This window comes from Pseudomonas mucidolens, from assembly GCF_900106045.1.
Lineage (GTDB): Bacteria > Pseudomonadota > Gammaproteobacteria > Pseudomonadales > Pseudomonadaceae > Aquipseudomonas > Aquipseudomonas mucidolens.
In genome coordinates this window covers 2,721,773-2,739,269 of record NZ_LT629802.1, presented here as the reverse complement: position 1 = coordinate 2,739,269, position 17,497 = coordinate 2,721,773, and the positions used below count along the sequence as shown (strand labels likewise).

16 protein-coding genes and 1 pseudogene are annotated in these 17,497 nt (G+C 60.3%); 11 read left to right on the top strand and 6 right to left on the bottom strand.

The window, feature by feature from the left end:
- Positions 1-172: 172 nt before the first annotated feature.
- The 3 genes from rpiB (at position 173) to BLU75_RS12745 (ending at position 3,510) form a co-directional block, all read left to right on the top strand.
- Positions 173-634, top strand: coding sequence for a ribose 5-phosphate isomerase B (rpiB, locus tag BLU75_RS12755; protein WP_084378824.1), 462 nt, complete (start codon positions 173-175; stop codon positions 632-634).
- A 63-nt stretch (positions 635-697) separates the two neighbouring features.
- On the top strand, positions 698-1,678 hold the full coding sequence (locus BLU75_RS12750; RefSeq protein ID WP_084378823.1) for a sugar-binding transcriptional regulator: 981 nt from the start codon (positions 698-700) through the stop codon (positions 1,676-1,678).
- A 269-nt stretch (positions 1,679-1,947) separates the two neighbouring features.
- Complete coding sequence (locus tag BLU75_RS12745; RefSeq protein WP_084378822.1) at positions 1,948-3,510, top strand: TerC family protein; 1,563 nt, start codon at positions 1,948-1,950, stop codon at positions 3,508-3,510.
- 16 nt (positions 3,511-3,526) lie between these two features.
- Here the strand turns inward: BLU75_RS12745 and BLU75_RS12740 are convergent, their stop codons facing one another.
- Positions 3,527-3,889, bottom strand: a complete 363-nt coding sequence (locus tag BLU75_RS12740) for a thioredoxin family protein (protein WP_084378821.1) — start codon at positions 3,887-3,889, stop codon at positions 3,527-3,529.
- 365 nt (positions 3,890-4,254) lie between these two features.
- On the opposite strand from BLU75_RS12740, the gene BLU75_RS12735 reads away from it, so the two are divergent.
- From BLU75_RS12735 to BLU75_RS12700, 8 genes are all read left to right on the top strand, one after another.
- Positions 4,255-5,103 carry a transporter substrate-binding domain-containing protein gene (locus BLU75_RS12735; RefSeq protein WP_084378820.1) on the top strand — a complete coding sequence of 283 codons (849 nt, stop codon included), beginning with the start codon at positions 4,255-4,257 and terminating at the stop codon, positions 5,101-5,103.
- 52 nt (positions 5,104-5,155) lie between these two features.
- Positions 5,156-5,818 (top strand): amino acid ABC transporter permease, encoded by a 663-nt coding sequence (locus BLU75_RS12730; RefSeq protein ID WP_084378819.1) that lies wholly within the window; start codon positions 5,156-5,158, stop codon positions 5,816-5,818.
- A gap of 11 nt (positions 5,819-5,829) precedes the next feature.
- Positions 5,830-6,492 (top strand): amino acid ABC transporter permease, encoded by a 663-nt coding sequence (locus tag BLU75_RS12725; RefSeq protein WP_084378818.1) that lies wholly within the window; start codon positions 5,830-5,832, stop codon positions 6,490-6,492.
- The gene (locus BLU75_RS12720; protein WP_084378817.1) at positions 6,489-7,274 is read left to right on the top strand and encodes an amino acid ABC transporter ATP-binding protein; all 786 of its coding nucleotides are present in this window, start codon (positions 6,489-6,491) and stop codon (positions 7,272-7,274) included. Before BLU75_RS12725 ends, BLU75_RS12720 begins: the two co-directional genes overlap by 4 nt.
- Before the next feature lie 28 nt (positions 7,275-7,302).
- Positions 7,303-7,689, top strand: a complete 387-nt coding sequence (locus BLU75_RS12715; RefSeq protein WP_084378816.1) for a RidA family protein — start codon at positions 7,303-7,305, stop codon at positions 7,687-7,689.
- Between the two features lie 281 nt (positions 7,690-7,970).
- Positions 7,971-8,735, top strand: a complete 765-nt coding sequence (locus tag BLU75_RS12710) for an IclR family transcriptional regulator (protein ID WP_084378815.1) — start codon at positions 7,971-7,973, stop codon at positions 8,733-8,735.
- Between the two features lie 17 nt (positions 8,736-8,752).
- Positions 8,753-9,961, top strand: coding sequence for an amino acid deaminase (locus BLU75_RS12705; protein ID WP_084378814.1), 1,209 nt, complete (start codon positions 8,753-8,755; stop codon positions 9,959-9,961).
- 40 nt (positions 9,962-10,001) lie between these two features.
- Entirely contained in the window at positions 10,002-10,934 is a 933-nt protein-coding gene (locus tag BLU75_RS12700; RefSeq protein ID WP_084378813.1) for a sugar kinase, read from the top strand.
- Positions 10,935-10,987: 53 nt separating this feature from the next.
- Here BLU75_RS12700 and BLU75_RS12695 read toward each other — a convergent pair whose 3' ends face one another.
- The 5 genes and pseudogenes from BLU75_RS12695 to BLU75_RS12680 all read right to left on the bottom strand — a co-directional run bounded on the left by BLU75_RS12695 (position 10,988) and on the right by BLU75_RS12680 (position 17,474).
- Positions 10,988-11,263: a peptidylprolyl isomerase gene (locus BLU75_RS12695; protein WP_007898282.1), complete on the bottom strand. Its 276-nt coding sequence runs from the start codon at positions 11,261-11,263 to the stop codon at positions 10,988-10,990.
- Between the two features lie 40 nt (positions 11,264-11,303).
- A complete protein-coding gene (locus BLU75_RS12690; RefSeq protein WP_090221473.1) occupies positions 11,304-13,478 on the bottom strand; it encodes a hybrid sensor histidine kinase/response regulator in 2,175 nt (724 codons plus the stop codon).
- A gap of 143 nt (positions 13,479-13,621) precedes the next feature.
- The gene (locus BLU75_RS12685; protein ID WP_231982671.1) at positions 13,622-15,349 is read right to left on the bottom strand and encodes an acetoacetate--CoA ligase; all 1,728 of its coding nucleotides are present in this window, start codon (positions 15,347-15,349) and stop codon (positions 13,622-13,624) included.
- Positions 15,332-16,075 (bottom strand): annotated as a pseudogene (locus BLU75_RS27865) (3-hydroxybutyrate dehydrogenase); the annotation flags it as partial. The gene BLU75_RS12685 and the pseudogene BLU75_RS27865, both read right to left, overlap by 18 nt.
- Before the next feature lie 7 nt (positions 16,076-16,082).
- Positions 16,083-17,474 (bottom strand): GntP family permease, encoded by a 1,392-nt coding sequence (locus BLU75_RS12680; protein ID WP_090221472.1) that lies wholly within the window; start codon positions 17,472-17,474, stop codon positions 16,083-16,085.
- Positions 17,475-17,497: the final 23 nt, after the last annotated feature.

Sequence of the window (17,497 nt, the reverse complement as noted above, 5' to 3'; positions counted from 1 at the left end):
AAAAGAGTGCTCATTTTCGCAAGTGTTGCCCTGATAAAGGGCTTTGACCGGGAAGTCAGTTAAAACTTGCTTGACAGGGAGTGTTTAATATCTGAGAAATGCCTGAGAATAATTTCATAGTTTGATCATATGATCATTGCGGATTTTCACGACGGCAGCGGAGCCTAATGCCATGAACACACCTTTCCCGGTAGCTATCGGGTGCGATGAAGCGGGTTATGAACTCAAGGAACTGTTGAAGCGCCACATCGAGGCGCTGGGTTACCCGGTGACTGACTTCGGTACCCATTCCACGGCGCCGGTGCTTTATCCGGACATCGCGCTGGCGGTGGCTACGGCCATTAATGCCGGGCAGCAGCGCCTGGGCGTGCTGGTGTGTGGTACCGGGATCGGCATGGCGATTTCGGCCAACAAAGTGCTGGGGATTCGCGCGGCCCAGGCCCATGACACCTATTCGGCTGAGCGTGCGCGCAAAAGCAATGATGCGCAGATCCTGTCCATAGGCGCGCGGGTGGTCGGTGCGGAACTGGCCAAAAGCATCGTCACCGCGTTCCTCGCGTCGGAGTTCGAAGTGGCGCGTTCGGGGGCCAAGGTCGAGCGGATCAATGCCATTGAGCGCGATGGGCATCAGTAGTGGACGTGATGGGGCAAGAGTCGGGAGAATGCGCCTTTGACGCCGAAACGGAAGCCCGTGCCCATGAGTGACAGTACCCAGCGCATCGCCAGCGATATCGATCTGATGACCGAAGTGGCGATGCTCTATTACCTTGAGAATGTCACTCAGGAAGCCATTGCCAAGCGCTTTGACCTGTCCCGGGCCAAAGTCAGCCGGCTGCTCAAGCGTGCGCGGGACGAAGGGATCGTCGAGGTGCGGGTGCTGCAACATCCAGCGATGAACAATGAGCTGGAACAGGCGCTGGTCGAACGTTTCCAGCTGGATCGCGCTTTGATCGCGGTCGATCACAGTGATCCCGATACCCAGCGCTCGGCGGTCGCGAGCCTGGTGGCCAACTACCTGAACAAAACCTTGAGCGACGGCATGATCGTCGCGGTGGGCATGGGGCGCAATGTCGGCGCGGTGGCTGATAACGTGTTTTTGCCGGTGACCCGTAATTGCACGTTTGTGTGCGCTATCGGCGGTTCACTCAAGGCCGGTGAATACATGAATCCCGACCACATTTGCCGACGCCTGGCCCTGCGCTTTGGCGGTGAAAGTGAAAGCTTGTATGCGCCGGCGCTGGTGGCTAACCCGGAGCTGCGCAGTGTGCTGATCAGCAACGATACGGTGCGCTCGACCCTGGACCGCGCGCGCCGCGCGGACCTGGCCTTGATCGGTATTGGCGATATGAGCGAGAACAGCAATATGGTGCGCATGGGCTGGTTCTCGCCCCAGGAAATCGCCCAGGCGCGCCTCTCCGGGACCGTGGGTGACATGATGGGCTACGACTTTATCGACATCCACGGCCAACCCGCGGTCAATGCCATTCAGGGCCGTGTGATCGGGTTGACGGTGCAGGAGTTGTTTCGTATTCCGGATGTGGTGGCGATTGCCAGCGAGAACACCAAGGCGGCGGCGACCCTGGGAGCGCTGCGTTCGGGGGTGATCAATACGCTGGCGACCACCGTCACCAACGCCCACACCATCCTGGCGCTGGACGACGCGACTCGTAAAAGCTGAAGGGGCGCCAGTGTAATGGAGACAGATTTTGTAATAGTTTTGCGTTGTAAAGGATTTAGCTTTCAGTTGTAGGATTCAAGTCCTTTTGTCATTGCAGGACTTGCATGAACACCCTCTCGGAGCCTCCCGGTCGTCTTTCCCCAAGACCCTCGCTGCCGCTGTTCCCGCTGAAACATCCCGTATTCCGAACGCTGACTTTCCCCGGTCGCCTGACCGCATTTTGCCGTGCCCGGTATTCTGCAAATCAATAAAGAGACAGAGACATTTATATGGAATGGATAGCGGATCCAACGGCCTGGCTCGGCCTGTTGACCTTGATTGTGCTGGAACTGGTGCTGGGCATTGATAACCTGGTGTTTATTGCGATCCTGGCGGACAAACTGCCACCGGAACAGCGCGACCGTGCGCGGTTGATCGGCCTGTCCCTGGCACTGCTGATGCGCCTGGGCTTGTTGGCGAGTATTTCCTGGTTGGTAACCCTGACTCAGCCGTTGTTCGAGGTGTTCGACAAAAGCTTCTCCGGGCGCGACCTGATCATGCTGTTCGGTGGTGTGTTCCTGTTGTTCAAGGCCACCATGGAGTTGCATGAGCGCTTGGAAGGGCATGTTTCCCAGCGCTCCGGCAACGCCGGTTATGCACTGTTCTGGCCGATTGTGGCGCAGATCGTGGTGCTGGACGCGGTGTTCTCCCTCGATGCGGTGATTACCGCGGTCGGTATGGTGGACGAGCTGGCGGTGATGATGATCGCGGTGATCATTTCCATCGGTCTGATGATCGTGGCCAGCAAGCCGCTGACCCGCTTCGTCAACGCGCACCCGACGGTGATCATGCTGTGCCTGGGCTTCTTGATGATGATCGGGTTTGCCCTGACCGCCGAAGGCCTGGGTTTCCACATTCCGAAGGGCTACCTGTACGCGGCCATTGGCTTTTCGATCCTGATCGAGGTGTTCAACCAGATCACTCGGGCCCGACGCAAGAAGTCGGCGCAAGGGCTGCGACCCGTTCGTGAGCGTACCGCTCATGCGGTGATGCGCCTGTTGGGTGGGCGCAGCCTGGCGGTGGAAGAGGTCGGCGAAGAGGTCGCCGATCTGTTGGGTGAGGCGGATGGCAATCAAGGACCGCTGTTTGACCGCCGTGAGCGGGTGATGATCAGCGGGGTGTTGCAGCTGGCCGAGCGACCGATCCGCACCCTGATGACGCCGCGCGCCAACGTCGACTCTATCGACCTGGCTGACGATCCCGAGACGATTCGCCTGAAACTGATGCACTCGTCCTATTCGCGCCTGCCATTGATCCGTAATGGTGCGGTGGATGAGCCCTTGGGTTTTGTCCACAAAAAAGAGTTGCTCAAGGAGTACCTGGCGGGCAACGAGCCGAACCTGGAACACTTGGCGCGCCGGGCGATCAATCTGCTGGAGAGTTTCTCGATTCTCAATGCCCTGGAACAGATGCGCCAGGAATCCACGCACATTGCTTTCGTGATCAACGAATTCGGCGACTTCATGGGGGTGTTGAGCATGACCGACATTCTTGAATCGATCGCCGGTGAGTTGCCGGATGCCAGCGAAGTCGAAGGACCGGATATGGTCGAAGAGCAGGGCGGATTCCGTGCCAATGGCGCGTTGAACCTGAACCTGATTCGGCAGCGCACCGGTTTCAAGGCGGTCGCTACAGAGGACTACCAGACCCTCGCCGGTCTGGTCATGAGCCTGTTGGACCGCTTGCCCGTGGTGGGTGACAGCCTGGAACACGAGGGCTGGCGCCTGACGGTTGCGGCGGTGGAGGAGCGTCGGGTCACCCAGGTGTTGCTGGTGCCGGTTGCCGCTGCCTGAGCCAAGGGGCCAGCGGTCAAGTTCGCTTGGCGCGCTTGGTCGGTACGCGCCGCGTGTGTCGTGCGAAGGTTCTGTTCAAGGTCTGCTCCTGGGTTTCCCAGGGGCCGAACCCCTTGAGTCGTTCGACCAACTTGCCGTTCTTCAAAATCAGCAGTGTCGGTGTGCCGGTCACGTCAGGGTGGCGCGGCGTCTGAGTAGTATCGAGCAGGTAAAAAGCCGCCTGCCGGCGATAGCGAGCGGCCACTTTGCTGAATAACGGTTTGGCTGCGCCGCACGCTGGGCAGTGTGGTGATACAAACAGCATGAATACCGTACGCCGTGTCTCCAGCGCCTTTTTATAGGCTGTCGCGTCCTCAAGTACGGTGTTGATCAGGCCCATGGCAATCTCCTTCGCTAAAAGTCCCGCTACCTTCTGAGCCACGCTAAGCCAGGCTGGCGAGCGGGTCTACTGTCAGAGTTCACAGGTACAGCGTCGATTGGCCACCGTTTGAGCACGTCCAATGTGAGTACTCACGCGCACCGGAATGTGCCCTGTCACCCCCGATTGAGGTCGACGGTAGCAATGCAGCTGCGGGTGCTGAGGCCAGGTGGTTTCCTGAAAGCGCCTGTATCTGACTGATTTTCAATAAATTCATATCAACAATATTTTCTTGCGACTGGCTGTGGCACACTTTCTGCTGTCTATTCCGTTGTTACATACCATGTTCCGGTATAACGGAATACACAGTCTCTGGAGGGCTTGTCATGCATCACCGACCTTGCGTGTTTAAAGCGTGTGTTTTTCTCTTCGCCGCATCAGCTTCTCTCGCCAGCGTCGTGCAGGCGGCGGACAGCAAGCTCGATGAGGTGCTCAAGCGTGGGCACCTGATCGTGGGTACAGGCAGTACCAATGCGCCGTGGCACTTCCAGGGAGCGGATGGCAAGTTGCAAGGTTTTGATATCGACATCGGCCGGGTCGTGGCCAAAGGGTTGTTCAACGACCCAAGCAAGGTCGAGTTTGTGGTGCAGTCTTCCGATGCGCGCATTCCCAATCTGTTGACCAACAAGGTCGACATGAGCTGCCAGTTCATTACCGTGACTGCCAGCCGGGCGCAGCAGGTGGCGTTTACCTTGCCGTACTACCGCGAAGGGGTTGGCCTGCTGCTGCCGGCCAACAGCAAGTACAAGGAAATCGAAGACCTGCAAGCGGCAGGTGACGACGTGACCGTCGCGGTGCTGCAAAACGTCTACGCCGAAGAGTTGGTCCATCAGGCGCTGCCCAAGGCCAAGGTCGACCAGTACGACAGTGTCGACCTGATGTACCAGGCGGTGAATTCCGGTCGCGCCGACGCTGCCGCCACCGATCAGTCTTCGGTCAAGTACCTGATGGTGCAGAACCCGGGGCGCTACCGCAGCCCGGTCTACGCCTGGAGTCCGCAAACCTACGGGTGTGCCGTCAAGCGTGGCGATCAGGACTGGCTGAACTTCGTTAATACCGCCCTGCATGAAGCCATGACCGGCGTTGAATTCCCGACCTACAAAGCCTCGTTCAAGCAATGGTTCGGCGTGGATCTGCCTGAACCAGCGATTGGTTTCCCGGTTGAATTCAAGTGATGTATCAACCTGAGGCGTCGCTACAGGCGCCTCGAATCAGGTGCTGCCGACCATGAACTATCAGTTGAACTTTGCCGCTGTCTGGCGCGATTTCGACACCTTGCTGGTGGGGCTCGGCCTGGGGCTTCAGCTGGCATTGCTGTCGATCGCCATCGGCTGCGTGATCGGCCTGCTGATGGCCTTTGCGATGCTGTCCAGGCACCGTGCGCTGCGTATCCTCGCCTCGGTGTATGTGACAGTGGTGCGCAATACGCCGATTCTGGTGCTGATCTTGTTGATCTACTTCGCCTTGCCCGGACTGGGCATTCGCCTGGACAAGATTCCCTCGTTCATCATCACCCTGTCGCTGTACGCCGGTGCCTACCTGACCGAAGTGTTCCGCGCCGGTCTGTTGAGCATTCCCAAGGGCTTGCGCGAAGCGGGCTTGGCGATTGGCCTGGGCGAATGGCGGATTCGTGCCTACATCACCGTCCCGGTCATGCTGCGCAACGTGTTGCCGGCGCTCTCGAACAACTTCATCTCGCTGTTCAAGGACACCTCCCTGGCGGCCGCGATTGCGGTGCCGGAGCTGACCTATTACGCCCGCAAGATCAACGTCGAAAGCTATCGGGTGATTGAAACCTGGTTGGTCACGACGGCGCTCTATGTGGCTGCCTGTTACCTCATCGCGCTGTTGCTCCGTTACCTGGAACAACGTTTGGCGATCCGTCGTTAAGGAAGGTGCCCATGTACGAATCCCCCAGCTGGTTGCATGAGTTGTGGATCGCCCGGGATACGCTCTGGGCGGGGTTCCAGACCAGCGTTTATTGCTCGGTGCTGGCGATTATCTTTGGCACCCTGATCGGCATTGTCGCCGGGTTGGTGCTGACCTACGGCAAGTTCTGGATGCGCGCGCCGTTTCGTTTGTACGTTGACCTGATCCGCGGCACACCGGTGTTTGTGCTGGTATTGGCCTGCTTCTACATGGCGCCGGCGCTGGGTTGGCCGATCAGCGCATTCCAGGCTGGCGTCCTGGGGTTGACGTTGTTCTGCGGTTCCCATGTCGCAGAGATCGTGCGGGGTGCGCTGCAGGCCATTGCCGCTGGCCAACTGGAGGCCGGCAAGGCAATCGGACTGACCTTCTATCAGTCGTTGGGCTATGTATTGCTGCCCCAGGCGTTGCGGCAAATCCTGCCAACCTGGGTCAACTCGTCGACGGAAATCGTCAAGGCCTCGACCTTGCTCTCGGTGATTGGTGTTGCCGAATTGCTGCTGAGCACGCAACAGGTGATAGCGCGGACGTTCATGACCCTGGAGTTTTACCTGTTCGCCGGATTTCTGTTCTTTGTCATCAACTACGCCATCGAATTGTTCGGGCGCTACATTGAAAAGCGGGTGGCCTTGCCATGATTCAATCTCTTACTGAAACGCAGCCCCTGCTGAATATTCGTGGCCTGCGCAAACAATACGGCGCGGTGGAAGTGCTCAAGGGCGTCGACCTGTCCATGCAGCGCGGCAACGTGGTGACGTTGATCGGCTCCAGCGGCTCGGGCAAGACCACGCTGCTGCGTTGCGTCAACCTGCTGGAAGAGTTTCAGGGCGGACAGATCACCCTCGACGGTGAGTTCATTGGCTACAGCGATGTAGCCGGTAAGCGTGTACGACATCCGGAAAAGCTCATCGCCCAACATCGGGCCATGACCGGCATGGCGTTCCAGCAGTTCAACCTGTTCCCGCATTTGACCGCGTTGCAGAACGTTACCCTCGGTTTGCTCAAGGTCAAGAAACTGGCCAGGGACGAAGCCATCGCGCTGGCCGAAAAATGGCTGGATCGCGTGGGCTTGCTGGAACGTCGCAATCATTTTCCCGGTCAGTTGTCCGGCGGACAGCAACAGCGCGTGGCGATTGCCCGGGCCATTGCGATGAACCCGAGCTTGATGCTGTTCGACGAAGTGACTTCGGCACTCGACCCCGAGTTGGTCGGCGAAGTGCTCAGTGTGATCAAGGGCCTGGCGGAAGAGGGCATGACCATGTTGCTGGTGACCCATGAGATGCGCTTTGCCTACGAGGTCTCGGACAAGATTGTGTTTATGAACCAGGGGCGTATCGAAGAGCAGGGACCGCCGAAAGACATGTTCGAGCGCCCGCAATCGCCGCGCCTGGCGGAATTTTTGAAGAACATCCGGTTTTGATTTTCAGCTTCATATCAGGAGAAACACTATGAGTATTACTCGTTACGGCACCGGCAGCACCGCCGGCGGCGGTCAGCCTCGTCCTTTTGCCCGCGCGGTGGAGGCCGATGGCTGGTTGTATGTCTCCGGGCAGGTGCCGGCGGTAGAGGGGGAAATCATCAGCGGCGGGATTGTCGAACAGACCCGCCAGACCATGAAGAATGTGGTGGCGATTCTCGAAGAAGCCGGCTATGCCCTCGAGGATGTGGTGCGGGTCGGCGTGTGGCTGGAAGACCCACGGGATTTCTGGAGTTTCAACAAGGTCTTCGGCGAATACTTCAGCCCTGAACATGCGCCGGCACGGGCCTGTGTGCAGGCGAACATGATGGTTGATTGCAAGGTCGAGATTGATTGCGTGGCTTATAAGAAGAAGTAGCGGGTGGGATGTGGGGGAGATTGAGGGTCACCCCTCACCCTAGCCCTCTCCCCAAAGGGGAGAGGGGACTGATTGGGGGATATTTGAGAAAATCCGCGACCTGGAGTATCAGCTTTGAATCCATAATCGATTCGGTTTTTCAGGTCGCAGAATTTCGTAAAACACTTCGCTCAGTCCCCTCTCCCCCCTGGGGAGAGGGTTAGGGTGAGGAGGCGATCCAACTGACACCCATCCCCCATCCAGTTACCCTCCCAACCTCTCCAACGGGACCCAAGACAGCCATGACCGAAGACACCATCAAGCGCCGCGCCAAAGGCCTCGACCGGGCGTTCGATATCCTCGATTTTCTCAAGGAAGTCGGCCAGCCCCTGCGCCCGAACGATATTGCCAGCGGCATCGGCAGCCCTAAATCCACGGTGTATGAATTGGTCGCCTCGTTGTTGGCGCGGCGGATCCTCGAAACCGTGGGCAAGGACGGTCACGTTTACCTGGGGCGTCAGCTGTACTTTCTCGGTCAGGCGCACTTGCGCCATTTCGACCTGACACGCGAGGCTGATCACGCCCTGCAGGAAATCGTCAGCCAGACCCACGAAACCGCGCAAATGTGCCTGCTCAACGGCCGTAAATACACGGTTGCGCTGATGCGCGAGGGCGAGCGGCACTTCCGGATTTCCTCGGACATCGGCGAGAACGCGCCGATTCCCTGGACTGCCTCCGGACGTCTGCTGTTGGGGCATCTGAGCGACCAGCAAATCGTCGACTTGATCGACCCTGACGACTTCATCCTCCCGGACGGTCAGCGTCTGTCCGTGGAAAGCTTCCTCGAGCAAATCCGCCAGGCCACCCTCGACGGCTTCTTTTCCTTCGACAGTGTCGCCGACACCTTCACCCATTGCTTTGCCGCCCCGGTGCGGGACGCGCAAGGCGTCAGTATTGCGACCCTGTGCATTGTTGCGCCACGTGCCGATGCCAGGAATAACTACAACGACTACCGCCGGGTGTTGATCGAAAGCGCCGACAACCTGGCCCGTCGCATCAATGATTAAAGAAACGGAGTAACCCCATGTCTGCCTTCAATGCCGTTGAAAAAGGCGCCGCCGCCCTCGGTGCGCATCTGGTGCGCGACGTCAGCCTGCCTGCGCTGGTGCTGCATCGCGATGCGCTGGAGCACAACATCCGCTGGATGCAGGATTTCGTCAGCAAAAGTGGCGCGCAACTGGCCCCCCACGGCAAGACCAGCATGATGCCGGCGTTGTTCCAGCGTCAGTTGGCGCAAGGTGCCTGGGGCATTACCCTGGCCAGCGCGGTGCAGACCCGCGCGGCCTATGCGGGTGGCGTCCGCCGGGTATTGATGGCCAATCAACTGGTGGGCGCGCCGAACATGGCGTTGATCGCTGAGTTGCTGGCTGATCCCGCGTTCGACTTTTATTGCATGGTCGACCATCCGGACAACGTCGCCGACCTCGGTGCTTTCTTCGCCGCCCGTGGCCTGCGGTTGAACGTGATGATCGAATACGGCGTGGTCGGCGGGCGTTGTGGTTGCCGCAGCGAGCAAGCGGTGCTGGCGCTGGCCAGAGCGATCCGGGCCCAGCCGGCATTGGCCTTGACCGGAATTGAAGGTTACGAGGGCGTGATCCACGGCGAGCAGGCCGTCAGCGGTATTCGTGAGTTCGCCGCCTCGCTGGTGCGTCTTGCGGTGGATCTGCAAGACAGCGGCTCATTCGACATTGGCAAGCCGATCATTACCGCGTCGGGATCGGCCTGGTACGACTTGATCGCCGAGTCCTTCGAAGCGCAAAACGCAGCAGGCCGCTTTCTCAGTGTGTTGCGTCCCGGCAGCTACGTGGCACATGACCATGGGATCTACAAAGAGGCTCAGTGCTGTGTACTCGAACGTCGTAATGACCTCGACGAAGGCCTGCGCCCGGCCCTGGAAGTGTGGGCCCATGTGCAGTCGCTGCCGGAACCGGGTTTTGCGGTGATTGCCCTGGGCAAGCGTGACGTGGCCTATGACGCTGGTTTGCCGGTGCCGCTCAAGCGCTACAAAGCCGGTGTGTTACCGGCGGTGGGGGATGATGTCGGTGCGTGCAAAGTCACGGCGGTGATGGACCAGCACGCGTTCATGAGCGTGGCGCCGGGGGTTGAATTGCGCATCGGTGACATCATTTCCTTCGGTACTTCCCACCCTTGCCTGACCTTCGACAAATGGCAAGTGGGCTGCCTGGTGGATGAGCAATTGCAGGTGATCGAAACGCTGCAGACGCGCTTTTAGTGTCTGCAGCAAAGCACCCGAACCCTCAAGAGGTCTCAGTATGAACTCACCCCCGCGCATCGCCCTGATCGGCGAATGCATGATCGAGCTGCAACAGCGTGCCGACGGCAGTCTGCAACAGAGCTTCGGCGGCGACACCCTGAACACCGCGGTCTATCTGCGTCGCGAGCTGGGAGACAAGAGTGTCGTGGATTACGTCACGGCCTTGGGCGATGACAGCTTCAGTGATGCCATGTGCCAGCAATGGTCCGAAGAAGGTCTGGGCCTGAGCAGGGTGCAGCGCCTGCCGGGCCGCTTGCCGGGCTTGTACTGCATTCAGGTCGATGCTCGCGGTGAGCGGAAATTTCTCTACTGGCGCAATGAGGCTGCCGTGCGCGATTGCTTCACCACGCCGACGGCGGGGCCGATCCTGGCGGCCTTGCCGACTTACGACGTGTTGTATTTCAGTGGTATCACGCTGGCGGTGCTGGGTGAGGCAGGGCGCCAGCATTTGCTGGAAAGCCTGGTGGAGGCGCGCAAGCGCGGCGCCAGCGTGGTGTTCGACAATAACTACCGAGCGCGACTCTGGACCAGTGTCGAGGCCGCGCGCGCAGCGTATCGGAAGGTGCTGACACAGGTGGATATGGCGTTGCTGACCGAGGATGACGAACACGCGCTGTTTGGTTATGCCGACAGCGAGCAAGTATTTGCCGCTTACCCGGCGATTGAGGAAGTGGTACTCAAGCGGGGAGCGGAGGACTGCCTGATTCGTTGCGCCGGCGAGCGCTTTGCCGTGCCGGCGCTGAAGGTCGAAACGGTGGTGGACACCACAGCGGCAGGGGATTCGTTCAGTGCGGCGTATCTGGCCGGGCGGCTCAAAGGCGGCACACCGGAACAGGCGGCCCGTTCCGGCCACCGCTTGGCAAGCCGGGTGATCCAGGTGCCAGGCGCATTGATTCCCAGAGACGGAATACCTGTAGCAGCCGGCGAGTAGAACGCGGCCGCGTGGGGTTGCGAACCAGCCCCAAAACCGGCCACGCTGCAGATTCAGTCGCGGTAAAACACCTGCACCAGATGATAACCAAACTTGCTCTTGATCGGCCCGTGCACCACCCGCAGCGGTTTCTTGAAAATCACCGCATCGATCACGCCGACCATCTGCCCCGGCCGCACCTCGCCCAAGTCACCACCCCGCTTGCCGGAGGGGCAGGTGGAATACTTTTTGGCCAGCACATCAAAGGCTTCGCCCTTGGCAATACGCTGCTTGAGCTGTTCGGCTTCTTCGCTGGTCTTCACCAGGATATGACGGGCTTGGGCTTTCATCGGCAATTACCTTGCAACGGTCGGGCTTGAAGGCGCGCGATTATGCATCAACTCGCTCGATGGCGTTGATCATGCTGCGAATTTTAGTCGCCAGCAGCTCAATGGAGAACGGCTTGCCCACCATGTCCATGCCTTCTTCGAGAAAACCCTGACGTTCAACGGCATTCTCAGCGTATGCCGTCATAAACAATACCTTGAGTCCGGGGCGGTACTGGCGCGTAATTTCCGCCAATTGCCGACCGTTCATGCCGGGCAATCCGACATCGGTGACCAGCAAGTCCACACGCAGATCAGACTCCAGTAACGTCAGCGCTGTCCGGGCATCGGCGGCCTGGTGGGCGGTATAACCCAGTTCGTCGAGCACGTTGACCACCAGCATGCGCACCGCGGCATCTTCCTCGACTACCACCACCGCTTCGCCGTGCAGTGCGACCGGCGCCTCGGAAGGACTTTCGGGCGGAGTTTTTTCCGGGGCGGTGCCGTGCAGGCGCGGCAAGTACAGGCGTACGCATGTGCCGCGGTCAGGTTCACTTTGAATCGTGACATGGCCACCCGATTGCTGGGCAAAACCGTAAATCATCGACAGTCCCAGCCCTGTACCCTGGCCTATAGGCTTGGTGGTAAAGAACGGGTCGAAAACCTTGGCCAGGACCTTCGGGGTCATGCCGGTGCCGTTATCGCAGACGCCCAGCATCACATAATCACCGGCCTTGACCGGTTCCAGGGTGATGATGTCGGTACCGTCGAGGTAACTGTTGGCCGTCTCGATACGCAGCTGTCCACCCTCGGGCATCGCATCGCGGGCGTTGATCACCAGGTTGAGCAGGGCGTTTTCCAGTTGGCTGGCATCGGTGTTGACAGGCCAGATGTCGTTGCCCAGTTGCACCTTGAGGTTGATGTGGGCGCCCTTGGTGCGGCGGAACAGTTCTTCCAGCGACGCGACCAGTTGATTGGGGTCAAGCGGCCGGCGGTCGAGGGATTGGCGTCGGGAGAACGCCAGCAAACGGTGGGTCAGCGCGGCAGCACGGTGGGCCGAGGCCACGGCGGCGGCGGCGAATCGCCCGATATCTTCGCTGCGACCTGCCGCGATGTAGCGCTGCATCAGGTCCAGGCTGCCGATTATGCCGGTGAGCATGTTGTTGAAGTCATGGGCGATACCCCCGGTAAGTTGCCCCACGGCTTCCATTTTCTGCGCGTGACGCAAGGCCTCTTCGGCACGCTCACGCTCGAGCATCTCGTTTTGCAGGCGCTGGTTGGCTTCGGCCAGCGCCTGGGTGCGCTGGTTCACGCGCTCTTCGAGGGTATCGTTGAGGTGGCGTAGCGCCTGCTCGGTGTGTTTGCGTTCAGTCAGGTCCACGGCGGCCCCGAGAAAACGTGCGGGCCGGCCATGGTGATCCTTATAGCAGCGGCCACGGGCAAATACCCAGCGCACCTGGTCGTTGGCCTGGAGCAGGCGGTACTCCTCGGCGTACTCGGTGCCATGGGTGATGCAATGCTTGATGCTGCGGGCCACCAGGCCACGGTCTTCCGGATGGACCCCGAGCAGGTAGTCGCTGATGGGCAAGCGACCGGCCCGTTCGGGGTCGACGCCATGCAATTGGGCGAAATGCGCGTCGGCGATAAAGCGGTCACTGGCGATATCCCAGTCCCAGGTGCCTACCGCATCTGTCGCGGCCAAGGCCAATTGCAGGCGCTGTTCGGTATTCTGCTGGGCCTCGAGGATTTCTTCGGAGCGTTGTTGCAGCTCTTGGGCAAACTGCCGCCGCTCGTTGGTTTCGATGGCCGTGACCAGGATCCCCGCGACCTGGCCTTGCTCGTCACGGATCGGGCTGTAGGTCAGGTCAAGCCAGATCTCAGTGTCGCGATGGTTGCGTTGCAGGACAAAGCGCTGCTCGCTGAAGCTGCGCACCTGGCCGGCCAACACGGCGCTGTAGATTGGGCCGGTGAAGCCTTCAAGTTCTGGCCAGATCAGATGGGTTGGCTGGCCAAAACCTTGCGGGTGCTTATTACCGGCCAGCAGTGCGAAGCCATCATTGTAGATCTGCGTGAGTTCGTCGCCCCATAGCAGGAGCATTGGCATGGGTGAGTGGATGACGATGTCGACTGCCGTGCGCAGACTTTGCGGCCAGTTGCAGGCATCACCGAGGGGGCTTTCTGCCCAGTCCAACTGTGCGATCAGTGCTACGGCTTCACTGCCGAGGGGAGATCCGTTCATATAGGTGCTCTGCGCGTAACGCTTTGAAAATTGACAAAAGCCGACTCTCCCGTGGCGCGAGACCGGCTGACTACCCCTCGAAAAATAGCATGCTTGAGGGGGTTGTCTTCAAATGAGTGCGTCAGCGCCGAAACCTTTCATCTTCATGCGAGTTCAGGACGGTTGCGAAACTGCTCCAGGGCTTCGGGGTTGGCCAGTGCATCGGTGTTTTTCACCGTTTCGCCATGCACCACGTTCCTTACCGCCAGCTCGACGATCTTGCCGCTGATGGTACGGGGAATGTCCGTGACCCCGAGGATCTTCGCCGGAACGTGCCGGGGCGTGGTGTTGGCGCGAATCACGTCGCGGATCTGTCGTTCAAGTGCCGCGTCCAGCGCCACGCCGTCCTGCAAGCGCACGAACAGCACCACTCGCACATCGTCCTGCCAACGCTGACCGATGGCCAGGCTTTCTAGGACCTGCGGGACTTTTTCCACTTGGCGGTAAATCTCCGCGGTGCCAATACGCACGCCGCCAGGGTTGAGTACCGCGTCCGAGCGACCATGGATCAGCAAGCTGCCGTCGGGCCGTTGTTCAGCGTAATCGCCCTGGGCCCAGACGCCCGGGAACAGCTTGAAGTAAGAGGCGCGGAGTTTTTCCTGCTGTGGGTCATTCCACAGGCCGATGGGCATTGCCGGGAAGTGCCGGGTACACACCAATTCGCCTTTTTCGCCAATCAGCGGCTGGCCCTGGTCATCCCACACCTCGATGGCCATCGCCAGGCTCTTGCATTGCATTTCGCCACGCCGTACCGGCAGCACCGGGTTGCCAATCACAAAGCAGGAAACGATATCGGTGCCGCCGGACATCGACGACAGGCACAGCTCTTGTTTGATCTCGCGGTATACATAATCGTAGCTCTGGGGCGATAACGGCGAGCCGGTGGAAATCAAGCCCTTGAGGCTGCTCAGGTGGTGGCTCAAGCGCGGTTGCAGGCCGGCTTTTTCCAGGGTCGTGAGGAATTTCGGGCTGGTGCCGAAGATGCTGATCTGTTCCTGGTCGATCAAATCCATCAACCGTTCAGGCCCTGGATGAAACGGCGAACCGTCATACAGTACCGCCGTGGCGCCGATGGCCAGCACCGAGACCAACCAGTTCCACATCATCCAGCCGCAGGTGGTGTAGTAGAACAAGCAATCGTCACGTGAGAGATCGGCGTGCAGTCCATGTTCCTTGAGGTGGGTCAGCAGCACGCCACCGGTGCCGTGGATGATGCATTTGGGCACGCCGGTGGTGCCGCTGGAGTAGAGGATATACAGCGGGTGGTCGAAGGGCACGGCGACAAATTCGGGCTCGCCGCCAGCGCTGTAGAAATGGTCCCAGAGGGCGACGTTGGCCTGGGTCTGATAGTCGTCGATGCGCGCTGCGGGCCGGGCATAAGGCACGATGATCAACTGTTCCAGGGAGGGCAGGCGTGCCAGGATTTCATTGAGCTTGGCGCTCTGGTCGATGAGCTTGCCGGCGTAGCGATAACCCGCGCAGGTGATCAGCACCTTGGGTTCGATCTGGCCGAAGCGGTCGATGACGCCCTGGGTACCGAAGTCCGGCGAGGAACAGGACCAGATGGCGCCGAGGCTGGTGGTCGCCAACATGCCGACCAGCGTCTGCCAGGTGTTGGGCATGCACGCGGCCACGCGATCGCCACAGCCCACGCCGGCGGCGCGCAAGCTGCGTTGCAGGCCGGCGACGTGGCGAGCCAGTTCGGCATAGGTCAATTGTTCGCGTTGGCCGTCTTCAGCGATGGCCACCACCGCTGTATGTTCGTCGCGGCGGCGCAGCAGGTGCTCGGCAAAATTCAGCGTGGCGCCGGGAAACCAGCGCGCGCCGCGCACCTGGCTACCGGCTTCGCTGCACAGGAACAAGACCAATTCCCCCAACTGTGGCGGCGTGACGAACTCCAGCGATGGTTGCTTCTCGGCCAGCAGGTCATGCTGGGCCTGTTGCGGGTCGACGCCGCTGGCGATGCGTTCATCAATCTGCTTTTGCACCAGCGGTGTCAACACCCAGCCAGGGCAAATCGCATTGCAGGTGACAGGGCTGCCGGCGGTTTCCAGGCCGACGACCTTGGTCAATCCAATCACCCCGTGCTTGGCGGCGACGTAGGCTGCCTTGCCCACTGAACCGACCTGGCCGTGCACCGACGCGATATTGATAATCCGCCCCCAGCCTTTGCGTTTCATGCCCGGCAGAGTGAGGCGCGTGCTGTGGAACACCGACGACAGGTTGATCGCGATGATCGCGTCCCAGCGCTCCAGCGGGAAGTCTTCAACGGCTGCCACATGCTGGATACCGGCGTTGTTCACTAGAATGTCGACGCCGCCGAATTCGCGCTCGGCATAGGCGATCATGTCGGCAATCTGCGTCGGATCGCTGACGTCCGCCGGGTGATGGCCGACCTTGCCGCCGAAGGCTTCGACCTCGGCGATCACTGCGCGGGCGTCGCCGAAACCATTGAGGATCAGGTCCGCGCCGGCCTTGGCCAGGCTCAGGGCGATGCCCAGGCCGATGCCGCTGGTGGAGCCGGTAACCAGGGCGGTCTTGCCAGTTAATGTCGTCATGAAAACCTCACACAATGCCGGTGGCGTAGAAAGTACCGATCACCACAAATACCGCGAGGGTCTTGATCAGGGTGATGCCGAAAATATCTTTGTAGGCTTCGCGATGGGTCAGCCCGGTGACCGCCAGCAGCGTGATGACGGCGCCGTTGTGGGGCAGGGTGTCCATGCCGCCGCTGGCCATGGCGGCGACCCGGTGCAGGACTTCAAGCGGGATATTGGCGGCGTGGGCCGCGGCAATGAAACTCTCGGACATGGCCGCCAGGGCGATGCTCATGCCGCCGGACGCCGAGCCGGTGATACCCGCCAGCAAGGTCGCGGTAATGGCCTCGTTGACCAACGGGTTGGGGATGCCCTTGAGCCAGTCCGCCAACACCAGAAAGCCTGGCAACGAGGCGATCACCGCACCGAAACCGTATTCCGAGGCCGTATTCATCGCCGCCAGCAGCGCGCCACTGACCGCACTTTTACTGCCTTCGGCCAACTTGCTGCGAATCGCCGACCAGCCAAATACCAGTACCACGATGATCCCCACCAGCAGCGCTGCCTGCACCGCCCAGATCGCCGTGAGCTTGGCGATTTCGGTGGTGACCGGCGCGCTCATGCCTGGCAGGCTGAGGCTGTGGGTCTTGCCGTACCACTGCGGAATCCAGTGGGTGAACAGCAGGTTCATGAGGCCGACCAGCAACAGCGGCGACACGGCGATCCAAGGGTTGGGCAGCGTCAGATTCTCAGCGGTTTCCGGTTCGTTGCGCAACTCGGTGCCGTAGCCTTCACCGGCGCGCTGGGCCTTGTTGCGCTGGCGCGCCAGATAGAGCATGCCGGCGCAGACTACAAAAATGCTGCCGATCAGGCCCAGCCAAGGCGCGGCCCAGGCGGTGGTGTTGAAGAAGGTGCTGGGGATGATGTTCTGGATTTGTGGTGTGCCGGGCAGCGCGTCCATGGTGAACGAAAACGCACCGAGGGCGATGGTCGCCGGGATCAGACGCTTGGGGATATTGCTCTGGCGGAACATCTCGGCGGCAAACGGATACACCGCGAACACCACCACGAACAGCGAAACGCCACCGTAGGTCAGCAGGGCGCAGACCAGCACGATCACCAGCATTGCCTGGCGCGTGCCGAGCACGCGAATCGCGGCGGCGACGATAGAGCGCGAGAAGCCCGACAGTTCGATCAGCTTGCCGAACACCGCGCCCAGCAGGAATACCGGGAAATACAGCTTGATAAAACCGACCATTTTTTCCATGAACACCCCGGTAAAGGCCGGGGCAACGGCGGAGGGGTCGGTGAGCAGCACGGCGCCAAGGGCGGCAATCGGGGCGAACAGGATGACGCTGTAGCCACGGTAGGCAGCCAGCATCAGCAGCACGAGGGCTGCCAGGGCAATGATCACACTCATGGTGTGTCTCCATCGGATCGTTA